The organism is Mesorhizobium sp. WSM4822 (assembly GCF_055811155.1).
Window position 1 is genome coordinate 1 of sequence record NZ_JBVVQM010000020.1, and the last position, 20,382, is coordinate 20,382.

The following is a 20,382-nucleotide window of genomic DNA, read 5'->3' on the forward strand; positions in this document are numbered from 1 at the left end:
GCCGGATGGCCATCCGGCCCGAGGCTCAATCGCTTCCATCGCACATAATCATCTCGTGCAGATACAAGGGGCGGCGCAAGCGTCAGGTACGATTGGCGCTTCACAGCGAACGCATCGGAATGTCCAAGCCACCGACCGGCCCTCGCTGGCTTCTGGGATGGCCCTCCCAGGTGAGCGCAATGCGGCTGTCGTGGCTCACACCTGCGCTCCATCTTCGGCGACGCCGGCGGAGACATTTGCGCGCGCCGCGGGCCTCGCCACCTTGGTGACGAAGACGATGACCGCCAGCGTCAGAAAACATGCGCCGACCAGATAGGGCGCACCGCCGAAGGTCACCGGCGCGCTTGGCTCGGTGAACCAGGAAAAGATCGCCGTATAGAGCAGCGGCGTGATGATCGAGGTGATCGAGAAGATCGAGGTCATCGCGCCCTGCAACTCGCCCTGCGCCGAAGGCGGCACCTTGGCGGCGGCGAGGCTCCTCAGCGGCGGATCGGCCAGCGCTTCCAGACAGCCGACGACGATCACCGCATAGATCATCCAGCCTTGCGACGCGAAGGCATAGCCGAAAGCGCTGGCTGCCGTGAATGTCAGGCCGATGACCGCCGTCTTCCACTCGCCAAGCCTCGGGATCACGCGCGGCAGCACCGTCGCCATGACGATCGCACCGCACAGGCCGAAGGCGCCGAGCGAGAAGCCGATCTGCTGCTCGCTCCAGCCATAGCGGTAGCTGGAGACGAACGACCAGACCGCCGGATACATCATGTGTCCGAGCGTCATCAGGAAGAAGACAAGCCCGATCCAGCCGATGCCTTGATATTGGCGCATCTGCAGCAGCGTGCCGACCGGGTTGGCGCGTTTCCACTCGAAGCGGCGGCGATGCTTGTCATCGAGCGTTTCCGGGAGGAAAAACAACGCAATGAGGAAATTCACGAAGGCGAGCCCGGCGGCGAAATAGAATGGCACGCGCGGCCCGAACGTGCCGAGCAGCCCGCCCAGAACCGGCCCGATGACGAAGCCGACGCCAAACGCGATACCGAGCAGGCCGAAATTCTTTGCCCGGTTCTCATCGTTCGAGATATCGGCGACGAAGGCTGAAGTCGTCGAATAGCTGGCGCCTGAAATGCCGGCCAGCACACGCCCGATGAACAGCATCGGGTAGGACCAGGCGACCGCGCAGATCAGATTGTCGATGGAGAAGGTCAGCACCGATGCGAGCAAGATCGGCCGCCGCCCGAACCGGTCGCTCAAGCCACCCATGATCGGCGCGAAGACGAACTGCATCGCCGCATAGACGAAGAACAGCCAGCCGCCTTCGATCGCCGCGCCACTGATGCTGACCCCGGTCAATTCCTTGAGATAGGCCGGCAGCACCGGCATGATCATGCCGAAGCCGATAATGTCGAGCAGCAGCGTGGTGAAGACGAGCGCAAGGCCCCGTCTGGCGGTTTTGGGGTCGATCATGCAGGATCAAGCTCCTCTGCTCGCCCTCAGGCGCAGGCGGACGCACTTATAGGAGAGCCCGCGGCAAGGAACAATAAGGGAACAATCCGGATGCGTTCATCCTGACAGCCCCTGACGGCAACATCGCCGGCAGGTGAAGCTCGAAAACGGCCTGGTCAGATCGGCCCACTCAGCGTGTTGCACTCCGACAGCTTGCCGCTCTTGTAACCACGCGCCAGCCAGGTCTGCCGCTGCTGCGAGGTGCCGTGGTTGAAGCTTTCCGGCACGACATAGCCTTGCGTCTTCTTCTGCAGCGTGTCGTCGCCGATCTTTTGGGCAGCATTGAGCGCCTCTTCGAAATCGCCCTGTTCCAAGATGCCCTTCTGCCCGGTGAAATGCGCCCACACGCCGGCGAAGCAGTCGGCTTGCAGCTCGATGCGCACCGACATCTGGTTGGCCTCCGCCTGGTCCATGCCTTGCCGCATCTGGTTGAACTTGGACATAATGCCCGTCAAGTTCTGCACGTGGTGGCCTACCTCGTGCGCGATCACATAGGCTTGGGCGAAGTCGCCAGAGGCGCCGAACTGTTGGTCGAGTTGCTGGAAGAAGGTTGTATCGAGATAGACCTTGTGGTCGCCCGGACAATAGAACGGCCCGGCGGCCGACGATGCCGAGCCGCAGGCCGAACGGATCTGGCCGCTGAACAGCACCAGCTTCGGGTCCTCATATGTCAGCCCCTGCGATTTGAAGATGCCGGTCCACGTGTCCTCGGTCTCGGCCAGCACGGTCGCCACGAACTGCTTCATCTCATCATTGGCCGGCGTAGCAGAGCCGCTGTCCTCGGTAATCTGGCCGCCGCCGCCCGGCGCCAGTCCGCCGCCGCCACCCAGGATCGTCGACGGATCGAAGCCGAAATACCATCCGGCCAGCACCACCAGGATGACGAGGAAGATGCTGCCGCCGCCACCGGTGCGGCCGCCGATCGGAATGCGGAACTGGCCACCGCCGCCGCCGAGCCCGCCACCGCCGCTGCGGTCGTCCTCGATATTGTCACTCTGACGACGACCTCTCCAGAGCATGGCAACTCCTCGCGCTGCAAACTTCCCCGTTGTTGCGGGGCTCAACCCAACAAACAACTATCTCAATGGTTGCTCCAAGTCACAGCATTTTTCCAGACCGCGGCGGTTCTGGCATGACGGCCTCACCGCTCTGGCCGAGAGTGCGCAAGGCCTGTAGCATTGCTCGTGGATGGGGGATGTATTGGGCTTGAAGACGATCGGTTCGTTCCTGTCGCTGATTGCGGCGTTGTTTTGCCTCGGCACGCCGGTAGCCGGCGCGGTGACGCTCGATTCCAGCGTTGCCGTCACCGACCCCGCCACCTTGCAGGCATTGGAACGCGGCGGACTGTCGATCAGCCGCCTGCTGGGGCCAGCGCTCGGCCTGACCCGCGAGGTCGACAATCGCGGTCTGTTCTCGGTACCGGCTTTGGCGACAGTGCGCGACACAGTCAAGCAGCAGATCGCCGACGAGCCGAAGACCAGTCCGGACCCCTATGTCGCCGACATGGCCAGATCGAAGGACACCAGCCAGAAATTCAATCCAAAATACATCGACGACGACGGCTCGACGCTGGACCTCACCGGCGTTGTCAACCGCATGGACCGCGGCTATCTCGGCCACACCGAATGCGGCGAGATCCGGCTGATCTACCGCTTCCACTATTCGATCGCTGAAAAGCCGGTGAAGGGAAAGGCGGGCCAGCGCATTTCCTCGCGGCTGCCGTTGACCATGAGCCTGGTGTTCAACGCCAAACCCAGGCAGGCACAAGCGCGCGCCTCCAAGGGCCTGCCAGGCGCCACCGATGTGTCCTGCGGCGATATTGCCCAGCGCTGGCTGGCAGCCGGAAAAAAGGACCTGCCGCCCGACCAGCTTGCCGCCTGGCTGCGCTCCGACGAGGGGCCGCTGTCGGGCGCCATGCTCAATTCGTCCCAGATCATGCGACTCGAACTCAACATGCAGGTGCTGCGCCTGTCTGCCTCGACGCGGCGCGATTTCGGCGGTCATGCCGAATACCTCCTGAAGATCTTCAAATGGGATCCGGCGACGTCCAGCTTCTATGAAGCGAAGATGGAAAACCAGATCGACCGCGCCACCGTGCTGGCCGACAAGCCGTCCTTTGCCAGATGGCTGCTCACTGACCGCAACATCTACGACCTCGACCATGGCCGGCTGGTCATCGATGAAAAATTCCTGGCCAGGAGCGCCGTCTCCGTCGCACCCGGCGGCCTCAGCCGGTCGCAGAACAACATCGTCTACGGGCTGGTCGACGACGCCGACATCGACAAGGCGCTGAAGGACTACGTCGCCAGGGGCAATACGCTCGCCACCATCAAGTCGGCGGCCGGCTTCAAATTGCGGCTCAACGAGATGAGCTGCACCGGTTGCCATCAGACGCATGGCATTGCCGGCTTTCATTACACCGGCGCCGATCCGGCCAGCGAGCCGCGCCGCAACGCCGTCTTCGTGCCGGGCTCGGCTGTGTTCTTCGCCGACCTGCCGCGCCGCCGCGCCATCGTCGAGCAGTTCGCCGCCGGCAGTCACCCGGACTTTACGCGCGGCTTCGCCGCCCGTCCGGACGCCAGATATGCCGAGGCGCTGAAAGGCACCGACCTCTACAATGGCTGGGGCTCGATCTGCTATCGCGGCGAGGACCCAAGTTTCAAGGACTGGACCTGCGGCACCGGCCTGCGCTGCGCTGGCGTCCATGAAAGCGCCATCCATCCGGGCTTCGGCACCTGCGTCAGCGAGGCCGGCACGGCCGTCGGCGACCCGGTCGAGTTCGGCGAGATCAGGATGTCGAGTTGGGGCAACGACCAGTATTGCCGCCTCTCCCCGGCCACCGCCAAGGCCTGCGCCATCGACCCGGCGCGGGACAAGAAGCCGCCGGTCAAGCTCGCCGGCTATGGCGCGGCGCGCCAGCGCTACGACAATCCGCAGCAGAAGACCGGCGGCTTTCCCGGTGGCATGCTGCGCAAGGCGAGCTGCGACAAGCTTCCCGACGAGGCGACGTGCGGACGTCTGGCCAAGACCGGCTTCAACGACTGCATCGCGTCGGGCAAGGACCACAAATTCTGCACGAAGGAATTCACCAAGACCGCCGGCCTGCGCGCCTGCGACAAGGCGCATCCCTGCCGCGAGGACTATATCTGCACCGCAGGCTATGACGATCTGGTGCAGGCAAAAGCCGGCAAAGGCACCTGCATCCCGCCCTATTTCATCTTCCAGTTCCGCGTCGACGGCCACCCGCGCAGCTGGGTGCAGGATGTCAGGGAGTGAGGGAACGGTTTGCCGCAGGCAAATTGAAAGGTCCACTGGACCTTTCAAAAGGCTCGAACGCCCGCAGCCATAGCGGAGGGCGATAGACACTGCCGCAAGAAAGGACGTAAACCACGTCCAACAGCGGCCTTGGCCTGCAGCCAATCACGTCAGACGCCTAATCTTCCTGTTTGGCGCCGGCGCTCTTGCCGTCAGAACTCTTCGACCGTTCCTCGAAACGCGCCGCGCCCTTTTTAAGCGGACGGCCGGTTTCCGCCTCGGTCTTGCGCTCGTCCCTCGCCGCCGCCTGTTTCAGTCCCGCGGCCGCCTGCTTGCCCTTTGCGGTCGGTGCTTGTTCGATGCCCATCGCTTCCTCCGTTCGCGCGACAAAACGCGCGCTGTCGGGAGCAACGTGCCCGGCGTGCGACGGTTCCGGCAGCGCCGGAAATCTGGCGGCTCAGCGCGCCGTCATCGCCTTGCGGAAAGCTTCCAGCGTCTCGGCGCTGACATGGTGCTCGATGCCTTCGGCGTCGATGCGCGCCGTCTCGGCGCTGACACCAAGCGAGCGCAAAAAGGCTTCCACCGTCTGATGGCGGATGCGGCTTTGCTCCGCGACCTTGCGGCCGGCATCGGTCAGGAACACGCCGCGATAGGGCTTTCTCGACACCAGGCCGTCGGCGCACAGCCTGGTCAGCATCTTGGCCACTGTCGGCTGGGCGACGCCCAGGCGTGCGGCGATGTCCACCTGGCGCGCCTCGTTGCCGTCTTCGATCAGGTCGGCGATCAGCTCGACATAATCCTCGACCAGCGCGCTGCGGCGCGCTTCGCGCTGCTGCCGGAAGCCCTCCGAATGAATTTCGGCGTCAAGCAGCGGCTCGCGCGGGACCGGTCTGTTCTTCAGCGCCAATACGCGCTCCTCCCAGGACTATTTGCCATCCATGCTTTCATAGCACGGGCTCTGATTCTTCAGGCCGTTTATTTGCATTCCGCAACAGGTGCAACCGGACTTCCGATTGCGAGTTCGCCCGATACCGCCAGCAGAATAAAAAGCACCGACAATGAAATATAGCATATTGCATAATGTTGAGCCATGGCATAGCTTAAGGGAACATCGCCCAGTCTCCCGGAAAGCCCTCCCCCATGTCCGAAGTCGAAGCCACAGCCTCCCGTTCCTCATGGCGGTTCGCCAGGCCCGACGAGGACGAGGAGCCCAGCCTGCGCGAGGTCAACGCGTCGATCGCCGTTCCGAGTTCGGGGGTCTGGTTCCGCCGCCTGTTCGCCTTCATGGGTCCCGGCTACATGGTCTCGGTCGGCTATATGGATCCGGGCAACTGGGCGACCGACCTCGCCGGCGGCGCGCAGTTCGGCTACACGCTGCTGTTCATCATCATGCTGTCCAACCTGATGGCGATCCTTTTGCAGGCGCTGGCGGCACGGCTCGGCATCGCCACCGGCCGCGACCTCGCCCAGGCCTGCCGCGCCTACTATCCCCGTCCGGTCAATTTCGTGCTGTGGATTGCCTGCGAACTGGCCATCATCGCCTGCGATCTGGCCGAGGTCATCGGCACCGCTATCGCGCTGCAGCTCCTGTTCGGCATTCCGCTTATCGGCGGCGCCATGCTGACGGCGCTCGACGCCTTCCTCGTGCTGCTGCTGATGAACAAGGGCTTCCGCTATCTCGAAGCTTTCGTCGTCGCGCTGCTGATCATCATCTTCAGCTGCTTCGCCATCCAGATCTTTGTCGCCGCCCCGCCGGCCGGCTCGATCCTGCATGCCATGTTCGTGCCGTCGTCGCAGATCGTCACCAACCCGGAGATGCTCTACATCGCCATCGGCATCATCGGCGCCACCGTCATGCCGCACAATCTCTATCTGCACTCCTCAATCGTGCAGACCCGCGCCTATGAACGCACCGAAAAGGGCAAGCGCGACGCCATCAAATGGGCAACGACGGACTCGACCATCGCCCTGATGCTGGCTTTGTTCGTCAATGCCGCGATCCTGATCGTGTCGGCGGTCGCCTTCCACAACACCGGCCATCAGGATGTTGCCGAGATCGGCCAGGCTTTCGAGCTGCTGTCGCCGCTGCTCGGCCTTGGCATCGCCTCGATCCTGTTCGCGGTGGCGCTGCTGGCTTCCGGCCTGAACTCGACGGTGACCGCAACGCTTGCCGGCCAGATCGTCATGGAGGGTTTCCTGCGCCTGCGCATCCCCAACTGGGCACGCCGGCTCTTGACGCGCGGCCTCGCCATCATCCCGGTGGTGGTCGTCACCGCGCTCTATGGCGAAAAGGGCACCGGCCAGTTGCTGGTGTTCAGCCAGGTGATCCTGTCGATGCAGTTGCCCTTCGCGGTCGTCCCGCTGGTGCAGTTCGTCTCCGACAAAAAGAAGATGGGCAATCTCGCCATTCCGCGCGGCGTCGCCGCCCTTGCCTGGGTAGTCGCCGCGGTCATCCTGGGGCTCAACTTCAAGCTGCTCTACGACACCATGTTCGGCATCGGCTAAGCTCCGCTTCGAAAATCGACTACCGTGCGCCAAGGGTAGTCTCGCGACAAATCGGCAATCCGCGCTATGTTGTCCCGCAGCATGGCCCGGATCGAAGACATCAGGAAATTCTACGCGCGGCTGCTGGTCGCCCATGCCGGCTCGCCCGACCCACGCCTGGAAGCGGCTTTCACCGAGGTGCCGCGCGAGGCGTTTCTCGGTCCCGGGCCGTGGACGGTCATCGCCGGCAACGGCAAGGTCACGACGCCGAGCGCCGACCCGGCCCATGTCTACCAGAACGTGCTGGTGACGCTCGACGACGACAAGGGCATCAACAATGGCGAGCCCTTCCTGCATGCCATGTGGATCGGAAAGCTTGCGCCTAAACCTGGCGAGGCCGTCACTCATATCGGCGCCGGCACCGGCTACTACACCGCCGTGCTGGCCAGGCTGGTTTTACCAGGCGGCACCGTCACCGGCTTCGAACTCGACAAAAAACTGGCCGATCTGGCGCGCAAAAATCTCGAAGCATATGGCAATGCAACGGTCGTCCATGGCGATGCGGTGACGACGCCCCTGCCGCCATCCGACATCATCTACGTCAATGCTGGCGTCGCAGCGCCACCAGCAGGGTGGCTGAAGGCGCTGCGGCCCGGCGGCCGCATGATCTTCCCCTGGCGCCCGGCCGAGCGCGTCCCGCTGGCGGTGATGGTGATCCGCACCGAAAAAGGCTTCGCCTGCGATCCGTTCATGCGATCGTGGTTCATTCCCTGCGTCGGCGCCTCGCTCGCAGACTCAGCGTCGAGGATCCCGACGCGCGAGCAGGCCGCGCGCAGCCGCTCGATCTGGCTGGTCCAGGACAAGGCGCCTGACGCCACCGCCACCGCCATATCGGGCGATGTCTGGTTCTCGTCGGAAGATCTCCACCCCGGGCCTCGCAAATGATGGAGGTTCGCCAAAATTTCCTATGTCCTGTCGGACCGGTGGCTCGTCGCCCGTCCTTGGGCTGAAGTCCGGCCAAGACGGCGTGGATCGAAGAACGGGAGCATTGGAATGAGAAAGATCATCTCGGCGACATTCGTCAGCCTCGACGGCGTCATGCAGGCGCCCGGCGGCCCGCATGAGGATCCGGTCGGCGGCTTCAAGTTCGGCGGCTGGACCTTCCATTACTTCGACGAGGCGGGGGGCGCGGCGATGGATGAACTGTTCTCCAAGCCTTTCGCCCTGCTGCTCGGCCGCAGAACCTACGACATCTTCGCCGCCTACTGGCCGTATCAGAAAGATCCGATCGCGGATGCCTTCAACCCCGCGACCAAATATGTGGCGACGCATCGGCCTGACACCCTCACCTGGCAGAACACGCAATCGCTCGGGCCTGATATCGTTGCGGAGTTGCGCCGTCTCAAGCAGGAGGATGGCCCTGACCTGCTCATCCAGGGATCTGGCGATCTGATCCAGACCTTGCTCGCCAACGGGCTGATCGACGAAATTCGGCTGATGATCTTCCCGCTGTTGCTGGGCAAGGGCAAGCGGCTGTTCGGCGACAGCGCGATGCCGGCCGCCTTCAAGCTTGCCAAGTCGCAGGCAACCAGCACAGGCGTCATCATGGCGACCTACGAACGATCAGGCGAGATCAAGGTCGGCTCGTTTGTCACAGGGGAGCCATCCGAGGCCGAGCTCGAACGGCGCAGGAATTGGAAGTAGCAGGACCTGGGTTCCTCGCCCCACGATGAAAGATCGACCCCCACTCCGTCTCGGCTTCGCCGAGCCACCTCTCCCCCGATCGACGGGTAGAGGAAAGGCGCGAGCTTTAGAAAGGTTGGCTCCCTTCCTCTCCCTCCGGAGGGGGGAGAGGTGGCGCTGCGAAGCAGCGACGGAGTGGGGGAAGCCGCTCGTCAATCGCGCCGCCGCCGCAAGAGGCATACCCGACCAGCAAGAAAACTGTCACCCATGCTATCGGTCCATTCTGTTACCCATCTATCCGGTTCGGACAACTCGACACCTCTCCCCCGATCGACGGGGAGAGGAACCAAAGTTCTGCCTGGCTCAAGCCGCCACCGGCCGCCGCGCCAGCCCGTCGCGGATATGCCGCGCGAATTCCTGCGCCGCCGGCCCGACACCGTGCCTCGGCAGATGCAGGTTGATGGCAAAATTCGGCAGCGGCGGCAGGCCGGACTCCGATGGCAATATGTCGAGATCTGCCGGCACGGTGGTGGCCAGCCAGGCGGTGACGGCGAGGTCCGACCGCACCGTCGCCGTCGTCGCGTCGATGTTGCCGTTTTCGAACACGGTGCGCCACTCCAGCCCATGCTCGCCGAGCGCCGCCAGCACCGCCGGGCGGAAGGCGCAGGTGTCGGCGACGATCGAAACCGGCAGCGGCCGCTTGGCGCGGGCAGCGCCGCCTTTGGCGCCGACCCAGACCAGCCGGTCGATGGCAAGGCACTCACCGGCCGACGGGCCGACGCGTTCCTCGATCACCGCAAGGTCGATGGTCCCGGCCGCAAGGGCAGCCGCCAATTCCGGCGACGAGGCGCAGACCAGCGATATCTCGACCTGCGGATAGGTCTCGGCATAGGTCTTCAGCACCGGCGCCAGCAAGGTGCCGACAAGGTCATAGGGCACGCCGAGCCGCACCTGGCCGGCCACCAAAGTCCCAGCCATCTCGGCCCAGATCTCGTCATTCAAGGCCAGCAACCGCTTGCCCCTGCCGAACAGCTGTTCACCGGCGCGCGTCAGCCGCAAGCCGCGCCGGTCGCGCGTAAACAGGCTGGAGCCGAGCGCCTCCTCCAGCCGCTTGACCTGCTGGCTGACAGCACCTTGCGTCAGGTGCAGCGCATTGGCCGCCGCCGTCATGCTGGCCTTGTCGGCGACGGTGATGAAGGTGCGGATCAGCGCCATGTCGAGATTTCGGATCATGGGTGGCATTATCTATCCTAATGCTGACCATAGCAAACATTGCATTTACTGACGTTCGCACGCAGCTACGATCGCAGCCCTCTGACAGAGGACGCCGCATGCTCGAGCCCATTCTCCCGCTCATCCTTTTTGCCATCGTCGCCACCACCACGCCCGGCATCGCCACGACCCTGTCTACGGCGTCCGGCGCGCAGTTCGGCTTTCGCCGTTCCGTGCCCCTGCTGGTCGGCAGCGCCGCCGGCCTCGCCACCGTCACGGGTGCTGCTGCCGCCGGGCTTGCCGGTCTGCTGCTTGCCGTGCCTTCGCTGCAACTGGCCATGAAGGTCGTCGGCTCGCTCTATCTCCTCTGGCTGGCGATCAAGATCGGCCGCAGCGGACCGCCCAATCTGGATGTGAGCATGGCCAGGCCGAACAGCTTTCTGGGCGGCGCCGGCATTCAATGGATGAACCCGAAAGGCTGGGGGATGGGTCTAGGCGCCGCGGCCTCGTTCGCGGCGCTGGCCAGCGGACCGGTGCAACTTGCGCTGCTGCTCGGCGCCACCTTCGGCCTCGCGGCCGCCGCCTCGCTTTCACTGTGGTGCGTGGCCGGCATGGTGCTGGCGCGACTGCTCAAGACCGAATGGCAATGGCGCGCGCTCAACATCGTGCTGGCACTGGTGCTGGCCGCCTCGATCATTCCGATGTGGCGGACGGCCTGAGTTGGACGCAAGGCCCCCTCACCCAGCCTCCGCTTCGCTCGGCTGACCTCCCCCCTCGGGGAGAGGAGATTGTCAGCGCCGGCGCCGGTCTCTTCTCCCCAGCGGGGAGAAGGTGGCCGCGAAGCGGCCGGATGAGGGCCCTTTTGGTTCGTAAAGCGAACCAGCCTAGACCCTCAAGCCGCGTAGCGGGCTGCCGGCTTGTCGGCGTGCAGGCTGCCGTAGAAGGCCTGCCGGGCACCGAGGAAAATGTCCAGTTTGGCCGGCTCGGCGAGCGCCGGCACGGTGACAGCTTCACCCCTGGCAAGGCCGACAAGGGCCGCATCCACCATATCGTCGGCGCTCATGATGATTTCCTTTGGAAGCTGGTCGATATCGCTGCCGGCAAGCTCCCAGAAATCCGTCCGTGTCGCGCCCGGCAGCACCACCTGCACCTTCACCTCCGTACCCTCGACCTCGCGGTGCAGAGCCTCGGTGAAGTTGACGACATAGGCCTTGGTACCGCTGTAGATGCCGCCGAACGAGGTCTCATAGGCGAGCACCGAGGCGATGTTGACGACCGCACCTCGGTTGCGCGCCAAAAACCCCGGCAGCACGGCACGGGTCAGCCGCGTCAGGGCGATGACATTGACCTTGATCATGCGTTCGGCAGCGTCCGCATCGGCGGTTGCCACCACGGACTGGCCGCCAAGGCCGGCATTATTGACCAGCAGCGTCACGCTGTCGTCGCTGGCGATCGCCTGTTCGACGCGGCGGACGTCGTCGTCGTTGGAAAGGTCGGCGCTGATCACGCTGACCTTGCGGCTGTAGGTCTGGCGCAGCTTCCCGGCCAGTTCCTCCAGCCGGTCGGCGCGCCGCGCGACCAGCACCAGATCGTAGCCCTGCCCCGCCAGCCGGTCGGCATAGACCGCGCCGATGCCCGACGAAGCACCGGTGACGACCGCCGTGCCCTTGTTGCCCTGTCCACTCATTGTCCTGTTCCTTCTTCGACTGATCTGGTTCGTTTCGACTGACCCGGCGCCGTGGCATCTGCCGCGCTACCGAAAGCCGCGTGATTGATTTAGTGGCATATACCACTAATTGGGAAGTAGGCATATGCCACTATCTTGTCAATGATACGGACGGGGATTATTTGAGGGGTGCAGCCGGGCCTCATTCGCCGGCGCCAAGGACCATCATGTCAAAGGACAACTTGCCCGGCCTCACGCTCTGCAACAACGCCGCGCTGCGCCGCGCGGCGCGCAAGCTCGGCAAGTTTTATGATGATGTGGTGGAGCCGTCAGGCCTCAAGGCGACACAGCAGGGCCTGCTCTACCAGATCCATATCGGCGACGAGCCGGCGATGGGGGCCATCGCCGCGTCGCTGATCATGGACCTGTCGGCGCTCGGCCATACGCTGAAGCCACTGATCCGCGACGGCTATGTCGAGACCTTCGCCGACCCGGACGACCGCCGCGTCAAGCGTGTGCGGCTGACGCCGCAGGGGCTGGCCAAGCTCGAGGCGGCGATGAAACTGTGGCAGATCGCTCAGCAGCGTTTCGAGCATGTCGTCGGCAGGGACAAGGCTGAAAAGCTGCGCGCGGCGCTGGATGACATCGCCGCGCTGGATTTCGATCTGCCGCCGGCCAGACCCTGAGGCCAGCGTCTGCCAAAAGACTCTACTCGGCAGGCATCTCTACAGGCCGAGCCGCCCGGCGGCCGGCCACCACGATGCCAAGCCCGATGATCGGGAAGATCGCGGCGACCAGGCCAAGATCGGCCGGCGCGCCGTAGCGCAGCACGGCGCCACCGACCACGGCGCCCAGCGCCACGCCGAGATAGAGCGCCGAGGCGTTGAGCGACAGCACGATCGGGGCGGCGTCGGGCGCCAGCTTGATGATGCGGCTGGCCTGCGCCGGCGGGAAGGCCCAGCCGACGATGCCCCACGGCACCATCATCGCCATCAGCGCCGGTCCGGCAATATGCGGCGGCAGAAAGGTCGGGATGACCGACAGCAGGACCAGCATGCCGGCACTCAGCGCCAACGACCAGCCGACGGTGCGGGTCGCGCCGAACCGGTCGGCAGCCTGGCCGCCGCCAATGTTGCCGATGACGGCGCCGACGCCGAAGGCGAGCAGCATGCCGGGCAGCGCGATCTGGCTGAGACCGCCGCCCTCGATGGCAAGCGGCGCGACATAGGCAAAGACGGTGAAGGCGCCGATCAGCGCCAGCACTGTCGTCAACAGGATCGGCATCACGCCGGGACGCAGCGCTGCCGCCAGCCTGCGCTCCAAGGGCAGCCTGGTGCCAACGATGCCCCGCGGCAGCCGGTACCAAAGGATCGCGCCGGCAAGCGCGCCAAGGCCGGCGATGGCAAAAAAGGTTCCGCGCCAGCCGGCAACGGTGGCAACGAGCGCGCCCAGTGGCGCACCCAGGGCAACGGCCACCGTGGTGCCGCCGACGACGACGGCGATGGCACGCGCCCGGTGATGGTCATCGACCAGCGCCACCGCGGTGCCTTGCGCGGTTGCGGCGAACAGGCCCGACGACAGCGCCATGACGATGCGCGCGATCAGCAGCAGTTCGAAGGAGGAACTCAAGGCAGCGGCGACGTTGCCGAGCACGAAGAACACCAGCGTCCACAGGATGACGCGGCGCCGGTCCCACTCGCCTGTCAGCGTCGCCAGGATCGGCGTGCCGATCGCATAGGCGAGCGCAAAGGCGGTGATCAGCGTGCCGGCCAGCGGAATGGAGATACCGGCATCCGCCGCGATGTCGGGCAGAAGGCTGGAGATGACGAAGCCTTCGGTCGAGATCGTGAACGATCCGAGCGCGAGCCAGAAAAGGCGCTTGTCCATGGCGGGATGTCCTTAGTTCAAAAGTTATTGAACAATTGGACACAATAGGGCATCATGTCAATGAAGCCAGGGAAAAATAGCTGAACCTTCCTGACAGCCCTGTGTCAGGACAGGTCGGAAGCATCGGCGCCAGACGGAGAAAGGTCGCGTGCGGGCCAACAATGATGGATGCGTTGAAATCGGACCCGACTGTGCTTAGTTTCGAGCCATGACCTTGCCACACCCCAATACGGACCAGATCAGCCTGCCGATTGTGCTTGGCGTGCTCGGCGACCCGACCCGGCTCGCCATCGTGCGCTATCTCGCCAGCAAGCAGGGCGTGCCGCTGAACTGCAGCCAGTTCCTCGATTTCGGCTCGAAGACCAATCTGAGCTACCACCTGGCCAAACTGCGCGAGGCCGGCGTCACCCGCGCCGAAGTGGTCGGCACCAACCGCATGATCACACTGCGCCGCGCCGATCTCGACGCCCGCTTCCCCGGCCTGCTCGACAGCGTCATCGCCGCCGCCGGCGACGATCCGGCACTGCCGGCGGTCGGCGGCCACGACATCGAAATCCACGCCTGACCTTGCAGAACTTGGGTTCCTCGCCCCACGGACGTGGGCAAAAGGAAAAGCGGCGTCACACAGGAGCCTTCCGAAAATGCGCATCGCCGTACTCGCCGATATCCACGGCAATGTGCTGGCGCTCGACGCCGTGCTTGAAGATCTGGAGCGGCGCGGCGGCGCCGACCTGACCGTCAATCTCGGTGACAGCGTTTCCGGCCCGCTCTGGCCGCGCGAGACGTTTGCGCGGTTGGAGGCGCTGAACCTGCCGACGGTGCGCGGCAACCACGACCGCCGTGTCGCCGCCGACCCCGCTGATGACACCATGTGGCCCTCCGATGTCTATGCGCAGGAGCGGCTGACCGAGACGCAGCGCCAGATGCTTTTCGCCCAGCCGCTGACGCTGGAGATCGCACCCGGAATCATCGCTTTCCACGCCCGTCCCGACCATGACGAGAAATATCTCGCCGATACCATCGTCAATGGCCAGCTGGTGCGCGCGCCGCTGGCGGCGATCCGGCGGCGGCTGAAGGCGCTCGACCCGGCTTGCCGCATCGCGCTGTGCGGCCACAGCCACCGCGCGGAACTGATCCGCGTCCCCGATGGTCCCGTCATCTTCAATCCGGGCAGCATCGGCTGCCCTGCCTATGACGATTCCACGCCGCCGGCGCATGTCTCCGAGCAGGGCTCGGCGCATGCGCGCTACGGCATCGTCACCTTGGGCAGCAACGGCCAGCCCGACCGCTTCGAGGCCATCGCCGTTGACTACGACCACGAGGCGGCCGCCAGGCAGGCCGAACAGGCGGGCCGGCCGGAATGGGCTCACGCGCTCAGAACCGGGTTCATGCCCCTGCCCGGCTGAACGCTCTTGCGTTCATGCCCGGCTGAACGCTCTTGCGTTCATGCCCGGCTGAACGCTCTGGCGTTCATGCCCGTCCGGCTGAGCTGCCTCACGGCCCGGCGGTCCGGGTTGAGGCTGGCGAAACGGCGAGCCGAATTTTCGGGCTTACATGGCGCCGCGTCGTCCCTTATAAAACCGGCCGGGCTTGCGGCGGGCTCGATCCGCCGCGGCACGGTATCAGCGCACGGCCAAACGATGAGGCGCACAGTTACGCTCCGAACAACCCTCCATGCGCTGATTGCGGCTCCGCTGTTGATGACGGCGTGGCCGGTGATTGCCCCCGCTATGGCTGAAGAGATGGCCCAAGAGGCGCCGGAGCTCGTTATCTCCGTCGTCACCGGCCTGGCGCCGGACGACCTTCTCAAAGTCCGCACCACCGCATCGCCGGTCGCCACGGTCGAGGCGCGGCTGAGCAGCGGCGACATGGTCACCAATCTCGGCTGCAACGACATCAACGGCTACAAATGGTGCAAGGTCGAAAGCACGGGCAAGGAGAAGCTGAGCGGCTGGGCGCCGGCGCGCTATCTCATCCCCCTCAATCCGGCCCCCTATGTCGAAGGCGAGACAAGACCGGCCGATGCGCCGGTGGTTGCCTCCACCGGCAGCGCCAATGACGCCGGGCACGCCTTGGCGCCGGATCAATCGCAGGCTACTGGCTCAGCCAACAGCGCGCCGGTCCCGCCGCCCGACCTGACAGCGCGGCTTGGCGGCGCCGGCCCGGCAGCCGAAAGCACGCCAAAATCCGCCGCCGAAATCGGCCGCGCCGCGATGCAGGATGCGTACGTACGGGCGCTGGCGGTGCCTGACGTCCCGCCGGATCCCGAGATTCCCTGCGCCCGCTATGTCGGCCAGCCGATGGAGCGCTGCAAGGTCAGCGTGGTGCACACCGCCGACAAGGCGAACATCACTGTGACCTGGCCCGACGGCGGCACGCGCATCATCTCCTTCCGTGCCGGCCAGCCGGCTGGTTCCGACGCGCCCGGAGACTTCCGCTTCACCCGGGAAGGCAGCCTCAACATGATCCGCATCGGCGACGCCGAGCGGTTTGAGATCACGGATACATTGGTGTCGGGGAATTAGCCGGACTCTTTGGATGTCGGCGGGACAGCGCCCCCCTCTGTCCTGCCGGACATCTCCCCCTCAAGTGGGGAGATTGGCAGCTTCAACTTCACAGCTTTTTTCTAACGTCGAAAATTGGCGAAAATGATCGCGACGTCCGATCTCCCCCCTTGAGGCAGGGCTATCGCATATGGGTTCTTGCGAAGAAGGACCCTCCCCACAAGGGGGAGGGAACGCTGCCGCGCACCGATCCTTTTGGCGTCTGAAACATTGGCAGTTTGCCGTTGTCAGCGCCGACTGGAGTCTCCCTCCCCCTTGTGGGGAGGGGTTAGGGGTGGGGGTCCGTGCCAGGCAGACATCTCAGGAGTCCATATGCGATAGCCCTGCCCCTTGAGGGGGAGATGCCTGGCAGGGTAAAGGGGGGCGCGCCGGAACAAGGCGCTTCTCGGCTGGGGGCGCCCACAACAACCCTCATTTTCGGGGTTACATCAGTCAAAACTCTTCCCTATAAGGCCCTCCTAGCCTGATACCAGAATCGCGAGCACAACCGGCCGGGTCTTCCCGTCCCGGTTTTTTGTGCAAGCCGCCCGCCGAACGGACCTTTGACATGCCAAGACGCACTGACATCAAGTCGATCCTGATCATCGGGGCCGGCCCCATCGTCATCGGCCAGGCCTGCGAGTTCGACTATTCCGGCACGCAGGCCTGCAAGGCGCTGAAGGAGGAAGGCTTCCGCGTCATTCTGGTCAATTCCAACCCTGCCACCATCATGACCGACCCGGAACTGGCCGACGCCACCTATATCGAGCCGATCACGCCTGAGGTGGTCGCCAAGATCATCGCCAAGGAGCGGCCCGACGCGCTGCTGCCGACCATGGGCGGCCAGACCGCGCTCAACACCGCCCTGTCGCTGCGCCGCATGGGTGTGCTCGAGCGCTACAATGTCGAGATGATCGGCGCCGACGCCACGGCCATCGACAAGGCCGAGGACCGCGCGCTGTTTCGCGAGGCGATGAAGAAGATCGGCCTGGAAACGCCGAAGTCGATGCTGGCCAACGCCACCGACGTCAAGAACACCGACCGCAAGACCCATGAGGCCGAGCGCGCCGCGGTCAAGGCCGAGGCCCCGGCCGATCTCGACGCCGCGCTCGACGCGCTGGAAACCCGCTGGAACCTCGGCGAAGGCGACCGCAAGCAGCGCTACATCAGCCATGGCATGGCGATCGCAGCACAAGCGCTCGACCATGTCGGCCTGCCCGCCATCATCCGCCCGTCCTTCACCATGGGCGGCACCGGCGGCGGCATCGCCTACAACCGCGCCGAATTCTACGAGATCGTCCAGTCCGGCCTCGACGCCTCGCCGACCACCGAAGTGCTGATCGAGGAGAGCGTGCTCGGCTGGAAGGAGTATGAGATGGAGGTCGTCCGCGACAGAGCGGACAATTGCATCATCGTCTGCTCGATCGAGAACATCGACCCGATGGGCGTGCATACGGGCGACTCGATCACTGTTGCCCCTGCCCTCACGCTCACCGACAAAGAATACCAGATGATGCGCAACGCCTCGATCGCGGTGCTGCGCGAGATCGGCGTCGAGACCGGCGGCTCGAACGTGCAGTTCGCCGTCAACCCGGCCGACGGCCGCCTGGTGGTGATCGAGATGAACCCGCGCGTCTCGCGCTCGTCCGCTCTGGCCTCCAAGGCGACCGGTTTCCCGATCGCCAAGATCGCGGCAAAACTCGCTGTCGGCTACACGCTGGACGAGCTGGAGAACGACATCACCGGCGGCGCCACGCCGGCCTCCTTCGAGCCGTCGATCGATTACGTGGTGACAAAAATCCCGCGCTTTGCCTTCGAAAAATTCCCCGGCGCTGAGCCGGTGCTGACCACCGCCATGAAGTCGGTCGGCGAAGTCATGGCCATCGGCCGCACTTTTCAGGAATCGCTGCAGAAGGCGCTGCGCGGACTGGAGACCGGCCTGACGGGTCTGGACGAGATCGAGATCCCCGGCCTCGGTTCCGCCAACCACGCCGACGACCGCAACGCCATTCGCGCCGCGCTGGGCACGCCGACGCCCGACCGGCTGCGCATGGTGGCGCAGGCAATCCGCATGGGCACCTCGCTGGAAGACGTGCACGCCATGTGCAAGATCGACCCGTGGTTCCTCGAACAGATCGCCGGCATCGTCGCCATGGAAGCCCGCATCCGCGAGCACGGCATTCCCGAGGATGCCGTCAACCTGCGCATGCTGAAGGCCATGGGTTTCTCCGATGCCCGCCTCGCGTCGCTGACGAAGACCGACGCCGAAGTGATTCAGAAAGCTCGCGAAAAGCTCGACGTTCATCCTGTCTACAAGCGCATCGACACATGTGCGGCCGAGTTCGCCTCGCCGACCGCCTACATGTACTCGACCTATGAAGTGCCGTTTGCCGGCGCGCTGGCCAACGAGGCGCAGGTCTCGTCGCGCAAAAAGGTCGTCATCCTCGGCGGCGGGCCGAACCGCATCGGCCAGGGCATCGAGTTCGATTATTGCTGCTGCCACGCCGCCTTCGCGCTGCGCGACGCCGGCTACGAAGCGATCATGATCAACTGCAACCCGGAGACGGTCTCGACCGACTACGACACGTCAGACCGGCTCTATTTCGAGCCGCTGACGGCCGAAGACGTGCTGGAGATTCTGCGCGCCGAGCAGGCGTCCGGAGAGCTGGTCGGCGTTATCGTCCAGTTCGGCGGCCAGACGCCGCTGAAGCTGGCGGATGCGCTGGAGAAGGCCGGCATCCCGATCCTCGGCACCTCGCCCGACATGATCGATCTGGCCGAAGACCGCGACCGCTTCCAAAAGCTGCTGCACAAGCTCGGCCTCAGCCAGCCGAAGAACGGCATCGCCTATTCGGTCGAGCAGGCCCGCCTTGTCGCCGGCGAGCTCGGCTTCCCGCTGGTGGTGCGCCCGTCCTATGTGCTCGGCGGCCGCGCCATGCAGATCATCCATGACGAGAGCATGCTGCAATCCTACCTGCTCGACACCGTGCCCGGCCTGGTGCCGGAGGACATCAAGCAGAAATACCCCAACGACAAGACCGGCCAGATCAACACGCTGCTGGGCAAGAACCCGCTGCTGTTCGACACCTATCTCTCCGGCGCCATCGAGGTCGATGTCGACTGCCTCTGCGACGGCAAGTCGACCTTCGTCTCCGGCATATTGGAGCATATCGAGGAAGCCGGCATCCATTCCGGCGACAGTGCCTGCTCGCTGCCGGTGCATTCGCTGCCTTCGGAACTGGTCGACGAGCTGGAGCGCCAGACGGCGGCGCTTGCGCGTGCGCTCAATGTCGGCGGCCTGATGAACGTGCAGTACGCGATCAAGGACGGCACGGTCTATGTGCTGGAGGTCAACCCGCGCGCATCACGCACCGTGCCCTTCGTCGCCAAGACCATCGGCCGTCCGATTGCGAAGATCGCTGCCCGCATCATGGCCGGCGAGACACTGGAAGACGCCTTCGCTCATTACGGCGCCATGCCCGATCCCCGCAACCCCGGCCACATCGCGGTCAAGGAAGCCGTGTTCCCCTTCGCCCGTTTCCCCGGCGTCGACATATTGCTCGGCCCGGAAATGCGCTCGACCGGCGAGGTCATGGGCCTCGACCGCGATTTTGCGCTCGCCTTCGCCAAAAGCCAGCTCGGCGCCGGCGTCGACCTGCCCCGCTCCGGCACGCTGTTCGTCTCGGTGCGCGACGAGGACAAGAAAGGCATCCTGCCGGCGGTCAAGCGCCTCGCCGATCTGGGCTTCAAGGTGCTGGCGACCTCCGGCACCGCCCGCTTCCTCGCCGAAAACGGCGTCGACGCCCAGAAGATCAACAAGGTCCTGGAAGGCCGCCCGCACATCGAAGACGCCATCCGCAACCGCCAGGTGCAGATCGTGTTCAATACGACTGATGGCCAGAAGGCGGTGTCGGATTCCAAATCGCTGCGCCGCGCCACGCTGATGCAGAAGGTGCCGTATTACACGACGCTGTCGGGTGCGGCGGCTGTGGCCGAGGCGATTGCGGCGCTGAAGGCGGGGAGCCTGGAGGTCAGGCCGCTGCAGGAGTATTTTGCGTGAGGCACTTGGTGCTATTGATTCAACTAGGCTTGAATATCGCTGCATTTGATAGCCGCCATGGCAAAGGACCTTGAAGGGCAAACGCCAACATC

17 protein-coding genes are annotated in these 20,382 nt (G+C 64.7%); 10 read left to right on the plus strand and 7 right to left on the minus strand.

Annotation, left to right across the window (positions count from 1 at the left end; all coding sequences use genetic code 11):
- Window positions 1-195: 195 nt before the first annotated feature.
- A complete protein-coding gene (locus AC0L3E_RS31280) occupies window positions 196-1,461 on the minus strand; it encodes a TCR/Tet family MFS transporter (protein WP_473606467.1) in 1,266 nt (421 codons plus the stop codon).
- A 155-nt stretch (window positions 1,462-1,616) separates the two neighbouring features.
- Window positions 1,617-2,519 carry a KPN_02809 family neutral zinc metallopeptidase gene (ypfJ, locus tag AC0L3E_RS31285; protein WP_473606468.1) on the minus strand — a complete coding sequence of 301 codons (903 nt, stop codon included), beginning with the start codon at window positions 2,517-2,519 and terminating at the stop codon, window positions 1,617-1,619.
- A gap of 187 nt (window positions 2,520-2,706) precedes the next feature.
- Between ypfJ and AC0L3E_RS31290 the strand changes: the two genes are divergently transcribed.
- On the plus strand, window positions 2,707-4,776 hold the full coding sequence (locus AC0L3E_RS31290; RefSeq protein WP_473606469.1) for a hypothetical protein: 2,070 nt from the start codon (window positions 2,707-2,709) through the stop codon (window positions 4,774-4,776).
- A 157-nt stretch (window positions 4,777-4,933) separates the two neighbouring features.
- Here AC0L3E_RS31290 and AC0L3E_RS31295 read toward each other — a convergent pair whose 3' ends face one another.
- Both AC0L3E_RS31295 and mntR read right to left on the minus strand, forming a co-directional pair.
- A complete protein-coding gene (locus tag AC0L3E_RS31295) occupies window positions 4,934-5,122 on the minus strand; it encodes a hypothetical protein (protein WP_127321885.1) in 189 nt (62 codons plus the stop codon).
- A gap of 90 nt (window positions 5,123-5,212) precedes the next feature.
- Window positions 5,213-5,662 (minus strand): manganese-binding transcriptional regulator MntR, encoded by a 450-nt coding sequence (gene mntR / locus AC0L3E_RS31300; protein WP_127271216.1) that lies wholly within the window; start codon window positions 5,660-5,662, stop codon window positions 5,213-5,215.
- A 233-nt stretch (window positions 5,663-5,895) separates the two neighbouring features.
- On the opposite strand from mntR, the gene AC0L3E_RS31305 reads away from it, so the two are divergent.
- From AC0L3E_RS31305 to AC0L3E_RS31315, 3 genes are all read left to right on the plus strand, one after another.
- On the plus strand, window positions 5,896-7,260 hold the full coding sequence (locus AC0L3E_RS31305) for an Nramp family divalent metal transporter (RefSeq protein WP_127271218.1): 1,365 nt from the start codon (window positions 5,896-5,898) through the stop codon (window positions 7,258-7,260).
- 81 nt (window positions 7,261-7,341) lie between these two features.
- A complete protein-coding gene (locus tag AC0L3E_RS31310; protein ID WP_164898785.1) occupies window positions 7,342-8,184 on the plus strand; it encodes a protein-L-isoaspartate O-methyltransferase family protein in 843 nt (280 codons plus the stop codon).
- A gap of 108 nt (window positions 8,185-8,292) precedes the next feature.
- Window positions 8,293-8,943, plus strand: coding sequence for a dihydrofolate reductase family protein (locus AC0L3E_RS31315; protein WP_128309378.1), 651 nt, complete (start codon window positions 8,293-8,295; stop codon window positions 8,941-8,943).
- A gap of 342 nt (window positions 8,944-9,285) precedes the next feature.
- On the opposite strand, the gene AC0L3E_RS31320 is transcribed toward AC0L3E_RS31315, so the two are convergent.
- A complete protein-coding gene (locus tag AC0L3E_RS31320) occupies window positions 9,286-10,155 on the minus strand; it encodes a LysR substrate-binding domain-containing protein (protein ID WP_128309382.1) in 870 nt (289 codons plus the stop codon).
- A 98-nt stretch (window positions 10,156-10,253) separates the two neighbouring features.
- Here AC0L3E_RS31320 and AC0L3E_RS31325 point away from each other — a divergent pair, with 98 nt between their 5' ends.
- Complete coding sequence (locus tag AC0L3E_RS31325; RefSeq protein ID WP_128309379.1) at window positions 10,254-10,853, plus strand: LysE family translocator; 600 nt, start codon at window positions 10,254-10,256, stop codon at window positions 10,851-10,853.
- Between the two features lie 173 nt (window positions 10,854-11,026).
- Here the strand turns inward: AC0L3E_RS31325 and AC0L3E_RS31330 are convergent, their stop codons facing one another.
- Complete coding sequence (locus AC0L3E_RS31330; protein ID WP_128309380.1) at window positions 11,027-11,821, minus strand: SDR family NAD(P)-dependent oxidoreductase; 795 nt, start codon at window positions 11,819-11,821, stop codon at window positions 11,027-11,029.
- A 206-nt stretch (window positions 11,822-12,027) separates the two neighbouring features.
- Here AC0L3E_RS31330 and AC0L3E_RS31335 point away from each other — a divergent pair, with 206 nt between their 5' ends.
- Window positions 12,028-12,486, plus strand: a complete 459-nt coding sequence (locus AC0L3E_RS31335; protein WP_128309381.1) for a MarR family winged helix-turn-helix transcriptional regulator — start codon at window positions 12,028-12,030, stop codon at window positions 12,484-12,486.
- A gap of 22 nt (window positions 12,487-12,508) precedes the next feature.
- On the opposite strand, the gene AC0L3E_RS31340 is transcribed toward AC0L3E_RS31335, so the two are convergent.
- The gene (locus AC0L3E_RS31340; protein ID WP_473606470.1) at window positions 12,509-13,687 is read right to left on the minus strand and encodes an MFS transporter; all 1,179 of its coding nucleotides are present in this window, start codon (window positions 13,685-13,687) and stop codon (window positions 12,509-12,511) included.
- A 208-nt stretch (window positions 13,688-13,895) separates the two neighbouring features.
- Between AC0L3E_RS31340 and AC0L3E_RS31345 the strand changes: the two genes are divergently transcribed.
- From AC0L3E_RS31345 to carB, 4 genes are all read left to right on the plus strand, one after another.
- The gene (locus AC0L3E_RS31345; RefSeq protein WP_127260980.1) at window positions 13,896-14,252 is read left to right on the plus strand and encodes an ArsR/SmtB family transcription factor; all 357 of its coding nucleotides are present in this window, start codon (window positions 13,896-13,898) and stop codon (window positions 14,250-14,252) included.
- 76 nt (window positions 14,253-14,328) lie between these two features.
- Complete coding sequence (locus AC0L3E_RS31350) at window positions 14,329-15,093, plus strand: metallophosphoesterase family protein (RefSeq protein ID WP_128309961.1); 765 nt, start codon at window positions 14,329-14,331, stop codon at window positions 15,091-15,093.
- Window positions 15,094-15,417: 324 nt separating this feature from the next.
- The gene (locus tag AC0L3E_RS31355) at window positions 15,418-16,212 is read left to right on the plus strand and encodes an SH3 domain-containing protein (protein WP_306462377.1); all 795 of its coding nucleotides are present in this window, start codon (window positions 15,418-15,420) and stop codon (window positions 16,210-16,212) included.
- Between the two features lie 586 nt (window positions 16,213-16,798).
- Window positions 16,799-20,290 (plus strand): carbamoyl-phosphate synthase large subunit, encoded by a 3,492-nt coding sequence (carB, locus tag AC0L3E_RS31360; RefSeq protein ID WP_473606471.1) that lies wholly within the window; start codon window positions 16,799-16,801, stop codon window positions 20,288-20,290.
- Window positions 20,291-20,382: the final 92 nt, after the last annotated feature.

Coding starts and splice junctions, on each gene's coding strand:
- AC0L3E_RS31295 (WP_127321885.1), bottom strand. CDS start 5,122: ATGGGCATCGAACAAGCACCGACCGCAAAGGGCAAGCAGGCGGCCGCG.
- AC0L3E_RS31330 (WP_128309380.1), bottom strand. CDS start 11,821: ATGAGTGGACAGGGCAACAAGGGCACGGCGGTCGTCACCGGTGCTTCG.
- AC0L3E_RS31280 (WP_473606467.1), bottom strand. CDS start 1,461: ATGATCGACCCCAAAACCGCCAGACGGGGCCTTGCGCTCGTCTTCACC.
- AC0L3E_RS31325 (WP_128309379.1), top strand. CDS start 10,254: ATGCTCGAGCCCATTCTCCCGCTCATCCTTTTTGCCATCGTCGCCACC.
- AC0L3E_RS31310 (WP_164898785.1), top strand. CDS start 7,342: ATGGCCCGGATCGAAGACATCAGGAAATTCTACGCGCGGCTGCTGGTC.
- AC0L3E_RS31355 (WP_306462377.1), top strand. CDS start 15,418: ATGGCTGAAGAGATGGCCCAAGAGGCGCCGGAGCTCGTTATCTCCGTC.
- AC0L3E_RS31320 (WP_128309382.1), bottom strand. CDS start 10,155: ATGATCCGAAATCTCGACATGGCGCTGATCCGCACCTTCATCACCGTC.
- AC0L3E_RS31335 (WP_128309381.1), top strand. CDS start 12,028: ATGTCAAAGGACAACTTGCCCGGCCTCACGCTCTGCAACAACGCCGCG.
- AC0L3E_RS31345 (WP_127260980.1), top strand. CDS start 13,896: ATGACCTTGCCACACCCCAATACGGACCAGATCAGCCTGCCGATTGTG.
- carB (WP_473606471.1), top strand. CDS start 16,799: ATGCCAAGACGCACTGACATCAAGTCGATCCTGATCATCGGGGCCGGC.
- AC0L3E_RS31340 (WP_473606470.1), bottom strand. CDS start 13,687: ATGGACAAGCGCCTTTTCTGGCTCGCGCTCGGATCGTTCACGATCTCG.
- ypfJ (WP_473606468.1), bottom strand. CDS start 2,519: ATGCTCTGGAGAGGTCGTCGTCAGAGTGACAATATCGAGGACGACCGC.
- AC0L3E_RS31305 (WP_127271218.1), top strand. CDS start 5,896: ATGTCCGAAGTCGAAGCCACAGCCTCCCGTTCCTCATGGCGGTTCGCC.
- AC0L3E_RS31350 (WP_128309961.1), top strand. CDS start 14,329: ATGCGCATCGCCGTACTCGCCGATATCCACGGCAATGTGCTGGCGCTC.
- AC0L3E_RS31315 (WP_128309378.1), top strand. CDS start 8,293: ATGAGAAAGATCATCTCGGCGACATTCGTCAGCCTCGACGGCGTCATG.